Below are 17,330 nucleotides of genomic sequence, written 5' to 3' on the forward strand. Positions count from 1 at the left end.
GGCCCCCTGCAGTATCTCGGAAACGGTCAGATTACTTGGCCAGCCATGCCTGGAACTTGCCGTTCAGGTCATCGCGGTTGTCTGCCCACCATTCGTAGTCATAGACATGGACGTTACCTGCATTGGCCGGATCAGTCGGCATATGCGGGGCCATGTCGATACCCAGTTCAGCGTGCTTGCCAACCAGCGGCGCCGAGGAGGCACGGGCCGGACCATAGGAGATGTAGGCGGCCTGATCAGCCAGACGCTGGGTGTCGGTGGCGAACTTCAGGAAGTCCATCACGCGCGCCTTGCGGTCTGCAGGCAGTCCAGCCGGAACAACCCAGCCGTCCAGATCAAAGGACTGCATGTCCCAAAGCATGCCGATCGGCTGGTTCTGCTCTGCGATTGCCGAGAACAGGCGGCCGTTAAAGGTCGAGCCCATGACAACTTCGCCGTCGGCCAACAGCTGCGGAGTTTCCGCACCAGCAGTCCACCAGACGACCTGGTCCTTGATGGTGTCGAGCTTGGCCAACGCACGCTCCACACCTTCGTCGGTGCCCAGAACGTCGTAGATCTCATCCTTGGCGACGCCATCGCAGTAAAGCGACCATTCCATGTTGTCGATCGGGCGCTTCTGCAGCGAGCGCTTGCCCGGATACTTTTCGGTATCAAAGATGGCGCAGACGGTTTCCGGCTTGTCGATCAGGTCGGTGCGGTAGCCGAATGTGGTCGAATAAACGATCTGCGGCACAAAGCAGTCGCTGACAATCAGATCGCCGAAATCTTCAGACGCCGAGGAGCCATCGGGTGCTGCTGCCAGATCTTCGTCGTGGTTGATTTCTTCGGCCAGGCCTTCGTCGCACAGGCGCATGGAGTCGGAGGCCACAGCGTCCACCAGGTCCCAGGTCACATTGCCGGCTTCGTTCATGGCGCGGATCTTTGCCACGGCCTCAGCCGAGCTTTCGTCCCAGATCACCTTAACCCCGGGGTTAGCGGCCAGATAGGGTTCCACATAGGCTTTCTGCTGGCTGGCCTGATAGGCGCCGCCCCAGGATACCAGTGTCAGCTCATTGGCCATTTCTTCGGCAAAGGCCGAAGGGGCGCAAAGGGCGGTGGTCACCGCCAGTGCAGACATTTTGCTGAGTTTCATAGAGAGTCTCTCCTTGTTGAATTCACAGATGTGAGTATCCCCCGGTCATTCGTCTGCCGGGGGTTTGCGCGCGCGGATCAGGCGTCCAGTGCGCGGCAGTCTTCCGGCAGCCAGCCGATTTCGATCTGCTGACCGGGCTGAAGACGGGTTTGGTCCGGGGCATTCCGGGTCTTGATGATGAACTCATCATTGCCGGCCACCCGCAGACGGGTGCGGAAGATGTCGCCCATATAGATGAACTCCAGCACTTCCGCCTTAAGCGTATGAACACCTTCCTGCAGGCGTTCCTTGTTGTATTCCACCCGTTCGGGGCGGATCGACACGCGGGTGCGCTCGCCAGGGCGGGACACGTTGACCGGCTTGCAGTCAATCAGTTCGCCATCGTCCAGCTGCACCAGGGCAATACCGTTGTTGATTTCCTTGACGGTGCCTTCCAGCGTGTTGTTTTCACCAATGAACTGGGCAACAAAGCTGTTGTCCGGGCTTTCATACAACTGGTCCGGCGGCGCGATCTGCTGGATCCGGCCATCGTCGAACACGGCGACACGGTCGGACATTGTCAGCGCTTCGGTCTGGTCGTGGGTCACGTAGACCACGGTAATCCCCAGGCTGTGCGCCAGATGGGTGATTTCGAACTGCATTTTTTCGCGCAGCTGCTTATCAAGCGCGCCCAACGGCTCGTCCATCAGAACCAGTTCCGGTTCAAACACCAGCGCGCGGGACAAGGCGACCCGCTGCTGCTGACCGCCCGAAAGCTGCGACGGGCGGCGGCCGCCAAAAGCACCCATTTCCACCATGTCCAGCGCACGCTTCACCTTGGCTTCGCGCTCGGACTTGCCCATCTTGCGCACTTCCAGCGGAAACGAAAGGTTCTCCGCAATCGTCATGTGCGGGAACAGCGCATAGTTCTGGAACACCATGCCGATACCCCGCTTATGCGGCGGGATGTTGTTGATTGACGTTCCGCCCAGGCGAATGTCGCCATGGGTAGCGGTTTCAAATCCTGCCAGCATCATCAGGCAGGTTGTCTTGCCCGAACCGGACGGGCCAAGCATTGTCAGAAACTCGCCCTTGGGCATGGTGAGGTTGAGATCTTTGACAACGAGATTTTCGCCATCATAGCTCTTTTGGACGCGTTCGAATTCAACGAACGCATCGACGTTTGACGCATCAGCCAAAGCAGGCTCCCCGTAGTTTTGTCATTCTGGCAGATTTGCTCTGCACTTATTCGAAGTTAATCACACCGAAGCTATCAAGCGCTAGGTATGAAAAAAATATTCTTTCCATGGCGAGTGTACGAAATTCGTACTTCGGCCCCTCCCCAAGAGGAAATGAACATCCTTAGGGAACCCTAGTCCTGTTCCGGCATGCGGCATCGGACTTTTTGCGACGCAGCCCGGACATTTTGCGCCACATGCTGCAAAACACCAGCCTGAAAACGACCTTTTCAATTCCTCTACCGAAGAAACGGCCCGGCAACATTGTTGCCGGGCCGGGATGAGTCGCAGTTGGAAACGGCACCATTGCGGCAGCCAGGAGGGGAATCAGGCGCTGTGCAGCAAGTCCTGCGCCTTCAGTTCCGCATAGCATTCATCAAGAGATTTGGAGGCGCGTTCGATCAGCACGTCGATTTCCGCGGGCGTGATCACAAGCGGCGGCGAAATGATCATCCGGTCCCCGACATGACGCATCACCAGGTTATTGGCAAAGCAGCGCTCGCGGCAGATATAGCCGACAGTGCCCGCCTCCGCAGCAAAACCCGCGCGGGTCGCCTTGTCCGGGGTCAGCGCGATGGAACCCATCATGCCGGCGATCCTGGCCTCTCCCACCAGCGGATGATCCGCCAGCGCTTCCCATTTTTGTTTGAGATACGGCGCGGCCACATCGCGCACATGGCCGAGGATGTTCTCCTCCTCCATGATGCGCAGATTCTCCAACGCGACAGCCGCCGCCACCGGATGGCCGGAATAGGTGTAGCCGTGGTTGAACTCATCCCCGGCAATCACCGAAGCAACTTCGTCGCTGACAATCGAGCCGCCGATCGGCGCGTAGCCGGAGCTAAGCCCCTTGGCGATGGTCATGATGTCAGGGCGGATGTTCAGGGTCTCGCTGCCGAACCAGTTGCCGGTGCGGCCGAAACCGCAGATGACTTCATCCGCAATCAGCAGGATCTCGTATTTGTCGCAGATGCGCTGGATTTCCGGCCAGTAGCTGTCCGGCGGCACAATCACTCCGCCTGCCCCCTGCACCGGCTCGGCGATAAAGGCGGCAACGCGGTCTTCACCCAATTCCAGGATCGCCTCTTCCAGCTCGCGTGCGCGCTGCAGGCCGAACTCCTCCTCTGGCATATCGCCGCCCTCAGCCCACCAATGCGGCTGGTTGATATGGTGGATATCCGGGATCGGCATACCCCCCTGGGCATGCATACCGCTCATCCCGCCCAAGGAACCGCTGCCGACCGAGGAACCGTGGTAGCCATTCTTGCGGCTGATAATGACCGACTTCGCAGGCTTGCCCTTCAGCGCCCAATAATGACGCACCATGCGGATGTTGGTATCGTTGGCCTCGGAGCCGGAACCGGCAAAGAACACATTGTTCAGGTCACCCGGCGCCAGTTCGGCGATCTTGGCGGCCAGCGCGATGGCCGGAACATGAGTGGTTTGAAAGAAGGTGTTGTAATACGGCAGTTCACGCATCTGACGGGCGGCCACTTCGGCCAGCTCATCCCGGCCATAACCGATGTTGACGCACCACAGGCCCGCCATCGCATCCAGGATCCGGTTCCCTTCGCTGTCGGTCAGATGCACGCCATCGGCGCGGGTGATGATGCGGGCGCCCTTCTGCGACAGTTCGCCATTGGCGGTGAACGGATGCATGTGATGGGCGGCGTCCAGCGCCTGCAGCTCGGCCGTCGGCATGTGGTTGGTGATAACGGTCATGGGACTCGCTCCTGAGAATGACTGATTGGCACCAGAATATGATCAAATTCCCATGTGTCAATCGAATCAGTTTGCGGCCTGCAGCCCCTGAACCACATGCTCCATCCCCTCGTAGACGTCCCGCTCCATCGCCAATGCGGCCATTTCCGGGTCCTGCCGCCGCAGCGCCTCCAGTATGTCCTTGTGACGGTCCGGGAAGCTTTGGGTGCCGAGCCGCCCGCTGACCACCCGCAGCGAGGGGCCGAAGCGCAGCCACAGCCGGTCGGCAATGTCACTGAGAATGGGGGCATCCGCATGGGAATAAAGCGCCGTGTGGAAGCTGTAGTTTTGCACCAGGTACCCCGCCACATCGCCTGTCGATATGGCCTTGTCCAGCGCAGTGTCGATGGCCACCAGCTGCGCGATACTCGCTTCTGCAATCCGCAGTGTTGCCCGGCGGGCAAGTTCGCATTCTATTGTTTTTCTGGCAAAAATAAGCTCCTCAAGGTCACCGGGCCCCAACAAGGGCACCGATACGCGGCGGTTGCCCTGGAACACCAGCGCCCCGTCCGATATCAGCCGCCGGATTGCCTCCCGGACCGGTGTCATGCCGGCCCCCAGCGTCTCCACCAGCCCCTGGATTGTCACCGCTTGGCCGGGCACCAGTTCGCCGAATAGAATCTGCGATCTGAGTGTCTGATAGACGATCTCATGCGCGGGCGGTTTTGCAGGGCTTTCCTGTGCCGCAACGGGTGGTGAAGTGGTCTCGGTCACCTGGGGTTTTCCTCCTCGGTTTTGGCCAGCTTGCACCATCCGGAGCCAAGTGAAAACATAAAGAGTATTGCCGAACGCGACAAAACTTGATCAAATCCTTTCACAGCCGGACCCGGAAGCCGGCATGCACAGGGAGAAATTCATGACACTGAAAACGATGACCATGACTGCCGTCGTTGCCCTTGGCACGGCCGCCGCTGCTACTGCGGAAGAGGTGCGCGTCTACAATTGGTCGGACTATATTGACGAAAGCCTGCTGGAAAAATTCGAAGCCGAAACCGGCATTGACCTGATCTATGATGTCTTTGACAGCAACGAGGTTCTGGAAACCAAGATGCTGGCCGGCGGGTCGGGCTATGACGTTGTTGTGCCGACCGGATCGTTCATGGCGCGCCAGATCCAGGCCGGCGCCTTTCAGAAGCTGGACTCGTCGAAACTGGCCAATGCCGGCAACATGTGGGACGCGATCGAAGAACGCACCGCCCTTTATGATCCCGGCAATGAGTATTCCATCAACTATATGTGGGGCACCACCGGCATCGGCGTGAACATCGCCAAAGTCAAGGAAGCCCTGGGCGAAGATGCCCCGATCGACTCGCTGGAGCTGGTGTTCAACCCGGCCAACATGGAAAAGCTGGCCGACTGCGGCGTGCATTTCCTGGACGCCCCGGATGAGATGATCCCGGCGGCGCTGAAATACATTGGTGAAGACCCCAACAGCATGGACGCCGATGTGGTGGCCAAGGCGGAACCGGTGCTGCAGGCGATCCGCCCTTATATCACCAAGTTCCACAGTTCTGAGTATATCAATGCACTGGCCAACGGCGATATCTGCGTCGCCTTCGGCTGGTCCGGCGACATTCTGCAGGCGCGCGACCGCGCGGCCGAGGCGGAAAACGGCGTCGAGATCGAGTTCAACGCCCCCAAGGAAGGCGCGCTGATGTGGTTCGACCAAATGGCAATTCCGGTCGACGCTCCGAACCCCGAAGGTGCCCATAAGTTCCTGAATTTCATCATGGATGCGCATAACATGGCGGCGGCGTCCAACTATGTCTATTACGCCAATGGCAACAAGGCGAGCCAGGAGTTCCTGGAACAGGATGTGATCGGCGATCCGGCAATCTATCCCGGCGCCGAGACCGTCAAGAACCTGTACATCAAGGAAGGCTACCCGCCGAAAGTGCAGCGCAAGGCCACCCGCATGTGGACCAAGGTCAAATCCGGCACCTGATCAGCCGGACCTGACCCGCGGGGCGCATCCGCCGCCCCGCATTTCCTGACGCGCCTGGATTAACCCACGCGCGGCCATCCGAGACATTCGCGCGACACTTCGCAGAAGAGGCCCGGCTTGACTGCTTCCGAATTCGAACCCTGGAACGATCCCGAGGCAAAGCCCTTGATCCACTTTCAGAACGTCACCAAACGCTATGGCGAGTTCACCGCCATCGACGATTTGACCATCGGCATCTACGAAAAAGAGTTTTATGCTCTGCTGGGCCCTTCGGGTTGCGGCAAGACCACGCTGATGCGGATGCTGGCCGGGTTTGAAACCCCGTCTGAAGGCACCATCCGGCTGGCCGGGCAGGATATCGCGCCGGTGCCGCCGAACAAACGCGCCGTGAACATGATGTTCCAGTCCTACGCGCTGTTCCCGCATTTGTCGGTCTGGGAAAACATCGCCTTTGGCCTGAAGCGCGAGAAAATGCCCAAGCACGACATCAACGACCGGGTCGACGAGATGCTGCGTCTGACCCGGCTGGAGCAATTTGCCCGCCGCAAACCGCATCAGATCTCCGGCGGTCAGCGGCAGCGGGTTGCCCTGGCGAGGTCGCTGGCGAAACATCCGAAACTTCTGCTGCTGGATGAGCCGCTGGGCGCGCTCGACAAGAAGCTGCGCCAGGAAACCCAGTTTGAACTGATGGATATTCAGGAGAAGACCGGCACCACATTTGTGATCGTGACCCACGACCAGGAGGAGGCAATGACCGTGGCTTCCCGCGTGGCGGTGATGGATCACGGCAAGATCATCCAGGTGGCCACGCCGGACCGGATCTATGAAAATCCGAACTCCGTCTATGTGGCTGACTTCATTGGCGATGTGAACCTGATTGCAGGCACTGCCAAACCCAATGGCAGCGACACCTATGCAATGTCCTGGCACGAGGGCCACGCGCCGCTGACCGTGCAGTCCCCAAATCCGCTATCCGACGGGCAAAATTGTCAGCTGGCAATTCGGCCGGAAAAAGTCTCCATCAGCGCCGAAAAACCCGAACAGGCGGACAATTCCGTGCAGGGCCGCATCCTGGATATCGCTTATCTGGGCAATATCTCTACCTACCACGTGGAACTGCCAACCGGCGCGGTGATAAAGGCGCAGACCGCCAACACCCGCCGCATCGCCCGCCGCGCCTTTACTTGGGAAGACACTGTCTGGCTGTCATGGACCGCCACGGCAGGCGTACTTTTGGCAGACTGATGCGCCGCTTTGTCCTGATTGCCATCCCCTATGCCTGGCTATTGGCGCTGTTTCTGGTGCCCTTTGCCATCGTTCTGAAAATCTCGCTGTCGGATTACGCGATTTCGATCCCGCCCTATGTGCCGCAGTTTGATCCGGAAACCGGCATCGGAGCATTGATCGACGCGCTGGACTTTGAAAATTTCATCTGGCTGACCGAAGATGACCTGTACTGGAAAGCCTATCTCAGCTCGCTGAAGATCGCGGTAATCTCAACTTTTTTCACCCTGCTGGCAGGTTACCCGATCGCCTACGCCATGGCACGCGCGCCGGCTGAGTGGCGGCCCACCTTGATGATGCTGGTGATTCTACCGTTCTGGACGTCGTTCCTGATCCGCGTTTATGCGTGGATGGGGATCCTGTCGAACGAAGGGTTCCTCAACCAATTTTTGCTGTGGACCGGGATAATTTCCGAGCCGCTTACGATCCTCAACACAAATACCGCGGTCTACATCGGCATCGTCTACACCTATCTGCCGTTCATGATCCTGCCGGTCTATTCGGCACTGGAACGGCTGGACGGATCGTTGATTGAAGCCGCCGAGGATCTGGGCTGTTCGCGTTTGTCTGCGTTCTGGCTGGTGACAATTCCCTTGTCGAAAACCGGTATCATTGCCGGCAGTTTCCTGGTCTTCATCCCGGTGCTGGGTGAATTTGTCATTCCCTCACTGCTGGGCGGATCAGACACGCTGATGATCGGCAAGGTGCTGTGGGAGGAGTTTTTCTCCAATCGCGACTGGCCGGTGGCCTCCGCGGTGGCGGTGGTTCTGCTGCTGCTACTCGTCATCCCGATTGTGCTGTTCCAGCGCAACCAGCAGAAACAGCAGGAGGCAGAGCAATGAACCGTATGAGCTGGTTTAATGCCGTATCACTGACCCTTGGCTTTGCATTCCTTTACATCCCAATGGTGATCCTGATCATCTTCAGTTTCAACGAAAGCAAGCTGGTAACGGTCTGGGCCGGGTTTTCGACCAAGTGGTACGGCGAGCTGATGCAGAACGAGGCGTTCCTGAATGCCGCCTGGGTGACCATCAAGGTCGCCGTGTTCTCCTCTACTATCGCCACCGTGCTGGGCACTATCGCCGCCTATGTGATGGTGCGCGGCGGGCGGTTTATGGGGCGGACGCTGTTTTCCGGCATGATCTATGCGCCGCTGGTGATGCCCGAAGTAATCACCGGCCTGTCGCTGCTCCTTTTGTTCATCGGCATCGGATTGGACCGCGGGGTGCTGACCATCGTCCTGGCGCATACCACCTTCTCCATGTGCTATGTTTCGGTTGTGGTGTCCTCGCGGCTGGTGACTTTCGACCAGTCGCTGGAGGAAGCCGCGCTGGATCTGGGCTGCTCCCCGGCAGAGGCGTTCCGGCTGGTGACCTTGCCGATCATTGCACCCGCGGTGATATCCGGCTGGCTCTTGGCCTTTACCCTGTCGCTGGATGATCTGGTGATCGCCTCCTTCACCTCCGGCCCCTCGGCCACCACCCTGCCGATCAAGATATTCTCCGCCGTGCGCCTGGGCGTCAGCCCGGAGATCAACGCGCTGTCGACGATCATGATCAGCATTGTGACCGTTGGAGTCATCACTGCCTCGCTGGTGACCAAACATCAGATGACCCGCCAGAAGCGGGAGGAACAGGCCGCGGAGCGCATCTGATGCGCCGGATATTTTCCGATTACGCCTACGGTCCCGGCCCCCGCACGACCTGCTGGTGGGACGAAACCATTGCAGCACCGGACTGGCCGGTGCTGCAGGGCGAAGTCTCCGCCGATGTGGCCGTCATCGGCGGCGGGTTCACCGGCATGTCAGCCGCGCTGCATCTGGCAGAAAGCGGCGTGTCCGTTGCGGTACTGGAGGCCGAGACCCCGGGGTGGGGCGCATCAGGGCGCAATGGCGGTTTCTGCTGTTTGGGCGGCTCAAAGCTTTCAGGCAGCACGATGCGGCGGGTTTTTGGCAAATCTGCGGCTGATACGTATCACGCCAGCGAGGAAGCCGCCGTGCATCTGGTTCGCGGCCTGCTGCAGACCCATGGCATCGATGCCGACACTCATTCACATGGCGAAACCCAGCTGGCACACAACGAAAAGGCGGTCCGCCGCCTGCAATCAGAAGCGGACGTACTGCGTCAGGCGGGAGAGGAACCGGAATTTCTGACCCGTGATCAACTCGCGGACAAAGGGCTGAATGGCAGCTTCCATGCGGCGCTGACAACACCGGTGGGATTTGCGCTCAATCCGCGCAAATACCTGTTCGGCCTATCCAAGGCCGCGCAGGATGCAGGTGCCCGAGTGTACCAACGCAGCGCAGCGCTGTCGGTACAACAGGCAGGCAGGGGCTATGTAATTGAGACTAAACAAGGGGGCCTGAAGGCTTCCAAGGTCATCATCGCAACCAACGGCTATTCCGCCGAGGACCTGCCCGGCTGGCTCGCAGGGCGTTACATGCCTGCACAATCCACCGTCATGGTGACCCGGCCGCTGACCCGGGCGGAACTGGGCTCGCAGGGCTGGTTCTCGCATCAAATGGCCTATGACACCCGCAATCTGCTGCATTACTTCCGGCTGATGCCCGACAACCGGTTCCTGTTTGGAATGCGTGGCGGGCTGCTGGCTTCCCCACGGGCTGAAGCAGGTATTCGCCGTAAACTGCGGCAGGATTTTGAGGCGATGTTCCCGGCATGGCGTGAAGTGGACTCCACGCATTCCTGGTCAGGCATGGTTTGCCTGTCGCGCAACCTAGTTCCCTTCATTGGCCCTGTACCGGAACGCCCCGGCATGTTTGCCGGGCTGTGCTATCACGGCAATGGTGTGGCGATGGGCAGCTATGCCGGACGGCTGCTGAGTGATCTGGTACAGGGGCACGCGCCCAAGCTGCCCTACTCACCCATAGTTCAGAAAATGGCACGCTTTCCGTTTGGCCGCGCCCGCCGGATGCTGATGCCTCCGGCTTATGCGGTTCTGGGCCTGATGGATTGAAGCGCTGCGCGTTCCAGTTCTGACGCCTGCAAGTCCTGTGCGCTGCCGCGTTCGGCCCGCCACCGGCAATAGGCTGCCATCCGCCAGTGGAACCAGGGCTTCAGCGCCAAGGCCCGCCCGGCAATCCGCGGATCGGGATAGGCGCGCAAAAATGCGTCTTCTTCATCCTTGGACAGCGGCGCCCCCCGGTACATCAGCTGCATCGCAGGCGACAGGAACAACGCCAGGTCTTCCGCCGGGTCGCCGATTTGCGGACATTGCCAATCAATCAGCGTCAGCGTGCCATCATGTGCCAGCAGGTTGCCTGGCACCGGGTCGCCATGAATCAGCACTAGCTGAGGCAACGGCGGAACCCGGCCCAACGGGCGAAGCGCCGCCAGCTGATCGCGATCGCGGCAGCTGCTCAGAATTTCAACGGTTTGCTGTTCAAGCGCCGCGCTGCCATTCACGCCGAAAGGCAAGCCCGGCGGGGGAGCCAGATCGTGCAAACGCCCCAATAGCTGTGCCACATGGCCAGTGTCCTGCTGCCAGGGACTGCCATTGACATGCGCATAGCCCAGCCATTTCCTGCCTTCAAATTCCCCGGTCTGGATCAGCGGCGGCACCATGCCGGTGCCTGACAGTGCCGTCAGCACAGCAACTTCCCGGGCCGGATCATTGGCAAACAGCGGGTTGGCGCCTTCGGCTGAATAAAGCTTGATCACCAGCGCGCCGGCCCGCCAGACATGATTGGACCGCCCGCCTGCCAGCCGCCTAGGAGCGGGCACATGAAGACCCAACGCAGACAAATGCGCAAAAAAGCGGGGTTCGTACTGGTCAGGAAGCGGTTGCAGGGCGGTCTCCGATGTTATGCCGCCCTGTTCTTAGACAGTTTTTCTGCCTGCGCATACAGCTGGATCAAGCCTCAGGATCACGCAGCGCGTTCACCGACGAAGCCAGAACCACGGACCCCCCTTCGGTGATCAACCCAACTTCGCCGCCCTGCATCCGGGTTTCGTTCACCTTGAAATAAATCTCGGCATATTCCTGCAGCAGCAGCTCGTCGCCTTTGCTGCTTTCGATCACAAAGGCGTATTCCCCCGCCTCAAGCGGGTTGCCGTCATCATCCAGACCGTTCCACTGGAAAGGCTCAGCCGAGACCGGCAGGGCGACGCGCTGCACTTCGGTGCCGTTTTTGTCCTGCACGACCAGTGTCACCGAATCCGCGGCAGCAGCCGGGTTAGGCGCAATAGTGATTTCATTGCTGCCATCAAAGTAACCAGGGGCCACCGCCCGTGCTTCCATCCCGACCCAGCCAGAAAGAGCCGCCATATTAGCCAGACCAAGCTGTGATTGCAGCCCTTCCAGCAGGTTGTTGCTCTTGGTCTGTTGCTCGACCATCGAGAATTGCGCCAGCTGCGCGGCATATTCAGTCGAATCCATCGGTTCCAAAGGATCCTGATTTTTCGCCTGCGCGGTTAGCATTTTCACGAAAGTATCAAAATCCGAGGTCAGGCCGGAGGTCTGCTGCGACGACGGCTGCGACGAATTGGATTGCCCTGCGTTGAACCCCGTAGAAGTAACTGGTGTTGTCATGTGTTCAAACCCTCATGTCCACACCGGCTGTTCCGAGCCGGAGGTTTTGTGTTGCTGCTTCGCCGGCGTCCTTTGCATCGGCGCCGCGTGTCTCTGCGGTTCCGCCGGACAGGCCGGAACCGCCGTCCGCTTCATCGCCGGGATGACCGGTGCCGGCCTGTCCGCCGCTGAATTCAAATGAGATATCTTCATATCCCATGCGGCGGAATTCCTCGGCCAGTTCATGGATGTGCCGGCGCATCAAATCACCGGTTTCCGGACGTTCCGTCTGAATGATCATGGTGATTCCTGTTTCGCTGGCCATCACGCGCATCTTCACATGGCCCAACTCCTGAGGGTTCAAACTCACCTCAACCTTTTGCTCGCCTTTGGCAGCAAATGCCTCAGCCATCTGGGCCGCAATCATGCGCGGTGCTTCGGGCCGGTGCGCCCCATGTGAGCCAATTGAGGCTTCCGTCAGCAGCTGCGTCAATCCTGGCGCTTCGCTGGATAATCCCAGTGTTCCGGCCAGCGCCTCATCAGTTCCGGACAACAGCTCTGCCGCCATTTTTCCGGCAGTCATCCCGCCAGCAAGCAAAGGCTGCAGCTGAGAAGCTGCCGACTGAATGATTTGCGGCGCTGCAGGCACTGTAGCCATCCTGGCATCGCTGCCTTTAAACGGATCGGCTAACGGGCTCTCAATTCCGGCTGGTTCCGCTTTAATCTGCGCTCCATTTCCGTTCGAAACAGGTGTGGAAGCTAGATCACGTTTCTGACCCGGCCCCTTCACAGCAACCTGGTTGACTGCAATGCCCGGATTTTCTCCTTGCGCAGCCGGATTGACCGCCTTCGCTATGCTGTCAGGCTTTTCGCCAATCGACTGAGCCACTGAATGGGTACTTGAACTTGAACCAGTCTCGAGAGATTTCGGCTGCGCCGCACTGATTGCATTTCCGTTTTTGCTTTGCCCCGTGCCATCGGTAACTTGTGCCCTTTCCGCCGGAGCCCTTTCAGTGGCTGTCGCAGCTGTTTGAGCAACAGTCTCAGGCGAAACGCGGGCAGTGTTTTCCCGGCGATTTCCAGTTTCCCTGACATCAACTCTGCGGACATCGGGTTCAGTACTATCCCCCAGCAGCTTTGTGGCTGGGTTCTCTGGCGCAGCTGCCGACGTTTTTGCTGCCGCCTGTGTTGCTGAACGCACTGAAGGCTGCGCTTTCTCTGTGTTTCCAGCTTCCCCGGCCTTCTCAGCAGGTTCCACATTGCCCTCAACGGACGGCCCGTGATGCATCACTGCCCCTGCTTTGAGGCCCGCACCCTGATCAGTGGGACTTACGCTGGAGGCTGCTTTGGGCATAGCGTCTGGCTGATCATTTCCGCCGGCAGGTGCACTGTCTCCGGGCTGAATACCGGCGCCGGCTCCCGGGTCCTTCACAATCAGCAGCCCGCTTCGCTGCTCAGCGGCCCGTGGCTCAACTCTTTCTCCAGTTGCTGTACTGACGCCGTGCGGGGACTTAACCTTAGTCTCTGCAGCACCGGCCTCTTCAGCGGTGGAAGTTCCCCTATTTTGCAACCCTGAAGCCATTTCCGCATCGGAAAGTACTGGATCAAACCTAGAGGGGTTCCTTGCCGATGTTTCCCGCTCCCCCTCAAAGAGTGTGCTTTGACTTGCCTGAACCGGTACTCCCTCGGGTACGTCCTGCCTTGTCGCAACGCGTGTGCCTTGGCTTGCCTGAACCGGTACGCCCTCAGGTACGTCATGCCCTGTCGCAACGCGTGTGCTTTGGCTTGCCTGAACCGGAACGCCCTCAGGTACGTCCTGCCCTGTCGCAATGCGTGTGACTTGGCTTTCCTTGCTGTCCTTGGCCGTACTCTTCTGCATCCTGGGTTCAGATTCGGCCTCGGCCGATTCGCCCGTAACTGATTGTTGTTCGGCCGCCGCTTCGCCAGGGCCGGACTGAGCAGACAAAAAATCTGAAAAGTCTCTTGAAGTATTTGATTTTTTTGAATCATCCGGAGAACCAGACGGTGACTTACCAGCAGAGCCGGCTTCCAAGCCAAGGATCGAATTCATATTCATGATCGTTTTCCAGACATTCTATCTCGACCCGGACAGACATACCCCAAAGCGGTTACGGCAATTTTAACCGGTTCCTGCGCAATCTTAGAAAAATCGATGAATTTCGACTTTCAACCGGAGAACCGGACATGTCAGATCTATTGCCAAACCTGCTTCAGGCCGCACCTTCAACCACCCCGGTGCGTCCAGCGGTCAGCGATCCCCTGCGCGAGGCCGCAATTGAACTCGAAGCCTCCTTCCTTGCAGAAATGCTTAAGTCCGCAGGGCTCGGTGAAGCCAGCGAAGGCTTCGGCGGCGGCGCTGGAGAAGAGCAGTTCTCCAGCTTTCTCATTCGCGAACAGGCCACGCAGATCGCCCGCTCCGGCGGGATCGGTTTGGCTGAATCACTTTATCACGCACTAAAGGAGACCCAAGATGAGTGACCCGAAACCTCAGCAGCTCATTGATGAACTTGATCAGATCCTGGACCGCGAGCGCAAGGCGCTGATGGCCGGCGACCTTGGCAAGCTGGAAGACCTTCTGACCAAGAAAGAGAAAGTCATCGGTAAGCTGAATTCCGTGTCAGAGCTTGAACGCGAGTCTCTGGTGCAAGTCCAAACCAAAGTCTCGCGAAACCAGCAGCTTCTGGACAGCGCCATGGACGGTATCCGTGCCGTCGCCGCCCGAATGGCCGAGACGCGCCGCATCCGAAAGGGATTGGATGTCTATGACCAGGCCGGCAAGCGGGCCCGTCATAGCACCCGAGGCGGCGGCAAGCTTGAAAAACGGGCCTGAGTGCAATTTTGGGAAAATTCTAGAAATACCGAATCCCGGCATTAGCACTCCCTTAGCAACTCCTGCGCCAATGTCGCCTTGCACCTTATGAAGGGTGGCGCGGAAGCCGGACGGCGGAACGCACAGTCAGAAAGACGTCACACAGCGCCCCTCGGGGCAAGTAGTACTGGGGCCAAAGCGCCCCGCAGATAAAGGAAAAAGCTATGACCAGCATTCTGACCAACAACGGCGCAATGGTAGCTCTGCAGACCCTGAAGACCGTGAACAACGGCTTGGAAGAAACCCAGAACCAGATCTCGACCGGCAAAGAGGTCGGCATGGCAAAGGACAACTCCGCGGTCTGGGCCATCTCCAAGTCGATGGAATCGGACATCCAGGCATATGAGTCCGTAGAGGACGCCCTGGACTTTGGTGAAGCAACGGTCGCGGTTGCATCCTCCGGTATGGAACAGATCGTCGAAGTTCTGAAAGACATGCGCGAACTCGTGATTTCCGGTGTTTCCCAGAACGTCGACCATGCTCAAATCCAGGCTGACCTGCTTACCAAACAAGAGACGATCGAATCAATCATCGACTCCGCATCCTTCAACGGCGCCAATCTGCTTGACGATGCCGTTACAGCGCAGCTCGACGTTCTTGGCGGTCTGAACGCCGCAAGTGACATCATCACCGTCACAGCGATTGATACCGCAGGCAACCTGAACGCAACTGGCATTACAGTTCTCGATTCAACAAACGCAGCAGCTGTCATGTCGGAAATTGATGTCATGCTGACTTTTGCAATCGGCAGCGCAGCGAGCCTTGGTGCTGCCAGCAACCGCCTCGAAGGACAGAGCGATTTTGTCTCCAAACTGACCGACTCGCTGAAATCCGGTGTCAGCACCATCTCTGACACCAACATGGAAGAAGCATCGGCGAGGTTGAAAGCATTGCAAACCCAGCAGCAGCTGGCGGTGCAATCGCTGACCATCGCAAACCAGTCGCCGTCCACATTGCAGCAGCTGTTCCGTTAACAGCCTGATCCGGGGCGCTGATGGCGCCCCGGTCTTCCCCTCTCAGAGAACCTGAAGAATAATACGTTAGGAAAACACGTGAATGCCCTTCTGAAGGCGAAGAGTGCCTATTCGGCGGCAAAGGCCCCGACCCGGACAGCAAAGAATTTCGAATATGAAGTGATCGCCCGCGTCACCCGCCGGCTGATCAAAGCCGCGCAGAAAGGCCGCGATGAGTTTGCTGAACTTGCAGCAGCATTGAACGACAACCGCAAGCTTTGGTCAATTTTCGCCGCTGATCTCGCGTCAAAGGGCAACCCGCTGCCGGATGAACTCAAACTCAGCCTGTTTGAGCTGGCAGAATTCACGAGGCAACACACCAGCAAAGTGCTTCAACGCAAGGCCGATGTCCGGCCGCTGGTAGAAATTAATACGGCCATCATGCGTGGCCTTCGTGGCGGAGCATCCTGAATATGAGCGGACTTGTCCTGAAACTTGCCCCCAAGGAACGTGTCCTTGTAAATGGCGCGGTGATAGAAAACGGCGACCGCCGCAGCCGCCTGTCCATTGTCACCCCTGATGCCAACATCCTTCGCCTGCGCGATGCGATCCATCCGGAAGAAGCCAATACGCCGGTGCGCCGGGTATGCTATGCGGCGCAGTTGATCCTGTCCGGTGATGCCGACCCCGAGGAAGAGCGCCTGCCAATGCTGCGCCGGATCGAAGAGTTGAGCCAAGTCTTCACCGATCCTGACAGCCGCGCATCCATTGCCGAGGCAACAGAAGCAGTGATCGGCAACAACCACTACCGCTGCCTGAAGGCGCTGCGCACCCTGCTGCCGCGCGAAGACCGGCTGTTTGCTGTCAGACCATCCTGATAGCCTCCAGCTCCTCCAGCCTGCTACAAGAATTGCGGGCTGGAACTCCCTTTCGGCTGAACCTGGAAAGCAGCTTTCAGCAATGTGCAGGATCGGTGCACAGTCTTAATATTGGCCGTCGGGCATAGGGTGCACCTGATACTTGCAGGCGAAGCAGAGAATGTTGACGAGCAGGCGGTGCAATCCTTGCAAACCAGGGTTGGCGCGCTGGCCGCCGCCAACAATTCAGATCACAAATACTCAAGACGTGGACCTGCAAGTGAAGCGTGGGAAGACCAAACGCACCCGTTCCACGCGATTGGTCGAACCGCAATGCCGCCTGCTGCCAGTCTTGCGGCCACTTTCCACTACTCCGATAGTGCAGAACCGAGACAAATCTACCTCTAATAAGGCTGACCGACCGGCAGCTTGCTCACCCTTTCACTGCGTCCGGCAGTTAACCTGTCACTTGCAGAACGAGGGTCACGCGGTGGTTCAGAAACTTTTCGGACGGCTGATACGGCTCCTGAAGCTGCTTCAGATTACCAATAATCAACAGTTGCAAGGGGCCAAAGGGCACGGGACTATCCCCTGATTTCTGCTTCACCCGAGCTCCGCTTTAGCCGGGCGGTCTGCGAGTCAAGCGGCCCAATCAGGTCTGGTGCGCATACACCACCTGCCGACCAATGCGATGCGTTCGTCATTGACATCGAACTATTGGCAATTTCAATAGTTCAATCCAGTATTTTGCGGCCTCTACGTGC

17 protein-coding genes are annotated in these 17,330 nt (G+C 58.7%); 10 read left to right on the forward strand and 7 right to left on the reverse strand.

All coding sequences use genetic code 11. The features are described from left to right. Nucleotides 1–31: 31 nt before the first annotated feature. The 4 genes from L1069_RS07555 to L1069_RS07570 form a co-directional block, all read right to left on the reverse strand. Complete coding sequence (locus tag L1069_RS07555) at nt 32–1,132, reverse strand: extracellular solute-binding protein (protein WP_129372745.1); 1,101 nt, start codon at nt 1,130–1,132, stop codon at nt 32–34. Between the two features lie 77 nt (nt 1,133–1,209). Continuing rightward, entirely contained in the window at nt 1,210–2,310 is a 1,101-nt protein-coding gene (locus L1069_RS07560; protein ID WP_129372744.1) for an ABC transporter ATP-binding protein, read from the reverse strand. A 366-nt stretch (nt 2,311–2,676) separates the two neighbouring features. Next, complete coding sequence (locus L1069_RS07565; RefSeq protein WP_129372743.1) at nt 2,677–4,071, reverse strand: aspartate aminotransferase family protein; 1,395 nt, start codon at nt 4,069–4,071, stop codon at nt 2,677–2,679. 66 nt (nt 4,072–4,137) lie between these two features. Continuing rightward, nucleotides 4,138–4,824, reverse strand: a complete 687-nt coding sequence (locus L1069_RS07570; protein WP_237455249.1) for a GntR family transcriptional regulator — start codon at nt 4,822–4,824, stop codon at nt 4,138–4,140. 142 nt (nt 4,825–4,966) lie between these two features. Here L1069_RS07570 and L1069_RS07575 point away from each other — a divergent pair, with 142 nt between their 5' ends. From L1069_RS07575 to L1069_RS07595, 5 genes are all read left to right on the forward strand, one after another. Continuing rightward, entirely contained in the window at nt 4,967–6,055 is a 1,089-nt protein-coding gene (locus tag L1069_RS07575) for a polyamine ABC transporter substrate-binding protein (protein ID WP_237455250.1), read from the forward strand. A gap of 117 nt (nt 6,056–6,172) precedes the next feature. Next, complete coding sequence (locus tag L1069_RS07580; RefSeq protein WP_237455251.1) at nt 6,173–7,300, forward strand: ABC transporter ATP-binding protein; 1,128 nt, start codon at nt 6,173–6,175, stop codon at nt 7,298–7,300. Beyond that, on the forward strand, nt 7,300–8,181 hold the full coding sequence (locus L1069_RS07585; RefSeq protein ID WP_129372739.1) for an ABC transporter permease subunit: 882 nt from the start codon (nt 7,300–7,302) through the stop codon (nt 8,179–8,181). Before L1069_RS07580 ends, L1069_RS07585 begins: the two co-directional genes overlap by 1 nt. Then, a complete protein-coding gene (locus L1069_RS07590; RefSeq protein WP_134830980.1) occupies nt 8,178–8,993 on the forward strand; it encodes an ABC transporter permease subunit in 816 nt (271 codons plus the stop codon). The genes L1069_RS07585 and L1069_RS07590 overlap by 4 nt, the downstream gene beginning before the upstream one ends. Next, the gene (locus L1069_RS07595) at nt 8,993–10,312 is read left to right on the forward strand and encodes an FAD-dependent oxidoreductase (protein WP_237455252.1); all 1,320 of its coding nucleotides are present in this window, start codon (nt 8,993–8,995) and stop codon (nt 10,310–10,312) included. Before L1069_RS07590 ends, L1069_RS07595 begins: the two co-directional genes overlap by 1 nt. On the opposite strand, the gene L1069_RS07600 is transcribed toward L1069_RS07595, so the two are convergent. The 3 genes from L1069_RS07600 to L1069_RS07610 form a co-directional block, all read right to left on the reverse strand. Next, complete coding sequence (locus L1069_RS07600; RefSeq protein ID WP_237455261.1) at nt 10,285–11,061, reverse strand: phosphotransferase; 777 nt, start codon at nt 11,059–11,061, stop codon at nt 10,285–10,287. The genes L1069_RS07595 and L1069_RS07600 overlap by 28 nt on opposite strands. Before the next feature lie 148 nt (nt 11,062–11,209). Beyond that, nucleotides 11,210–11,887 (reverse strand): flagellar hook capping FlgD N-terminal domain-containing protein, encoded by a 678-nt coding sequence (locus L1069_RS07605; RefSeq protein WP_237455253.1) that lies wholly within the window; start codon nt 11,885–11,887, stop codon nt 11,210–11,212. A 4-nt stretch (nt 11,888–11,891) separates the two neighbouring features. Next, nucleotides 11,892–13,943 carry a flagellar hook-length control protein FliK gene (locus L1069_RS07610; protein WP_237455254.1) on the reverse strand — a complete coding sequence of 684 codons (2,052 nt, stop codon included), beginning with the start codon at nt 13,941–13,943 and terminating at the stop codon, nt 11,892–11,894. Nucleotides 13,944–14,071: 128 nt separating this feature from the next. On the opposite strand from L1069_RS07610, the gene L1069_RS07615 reads away from it, so the two are divergent. The 5 genes from L1069_RS07615 (at nt 14,072) to flbT (ending at nt 16,587) form a co-directional block, all read left to right on the forward strand. Next, nucleotides 14,072–14,365, forward strand: a complete 294-nt coding sequence (locus L1069_RS07615; protein ID WP_237455255.1) for a rod-binding protein — start codon at nt 14,072–14,074, stop codon at nt 14,363–14,365. After that, entirely contained in the window at nt 14,358–14,717 is a 360-nt protein-coding gene (locus L1069_RS07620; RefSeq protein ID WP_237455256.1) for a flagellar protein FlgN, read from the forward strand. The genes L1069_RS07615 and L1069_RS07620 overlap by 8 nt, the downstream gene beginning before the upstream one ends. A gap of 203 nt (nt 14,718–14,920) precedes the next feature. Beyond that, the gene (locus L1069_RS07625; RefSeq protein WP_129372732.1) at nt 14,921–15,730 is read left to right on the forward strand and encodes a flagellin; all 810 of its coding nucleotides are present in this window, start codon (nt 14,921–14,923) and stop codon (nt 15,728–15,730) included. A 78-nt stretch (nt 15,731–15,808) separates the two neighbouring features. Further along, nucleotides 15,809–16,180, forward strand: a complete 372-nt coding sequence (flaF, locus tag L1069_RS07630) for a flagellar biosynthesis regulator FlaF (RefSeq protein WP_237455257.1) — start codon at nt 15,809–15,811, stop codon at nt 16,178–16,180. A 2-nt stretch (nt 16,181–16,182) separates the two neighbouring features. Beyond that, entirely contained in the window at nt 16,183–16,587 is a 405-nt protein-coding gene (gene flbT, locus L1069_RS07635; protein WP_211038059.1) for a flagellar biosynthesis repressor FlbT, read from the forward strand. The last annotated feature ends 743 nt before the right edge of the window (nt 16,588–17,330 follow it).

Origin of the sequence: Leisingera sp. MMG026 (assembly GCF_021654205.1) — a bacterium.
GTDB lineage: Bacteria > Pseudomonadota > Alphaproteobacteria > Rhodobacterales > Rhodobacteraceae > Leisingera.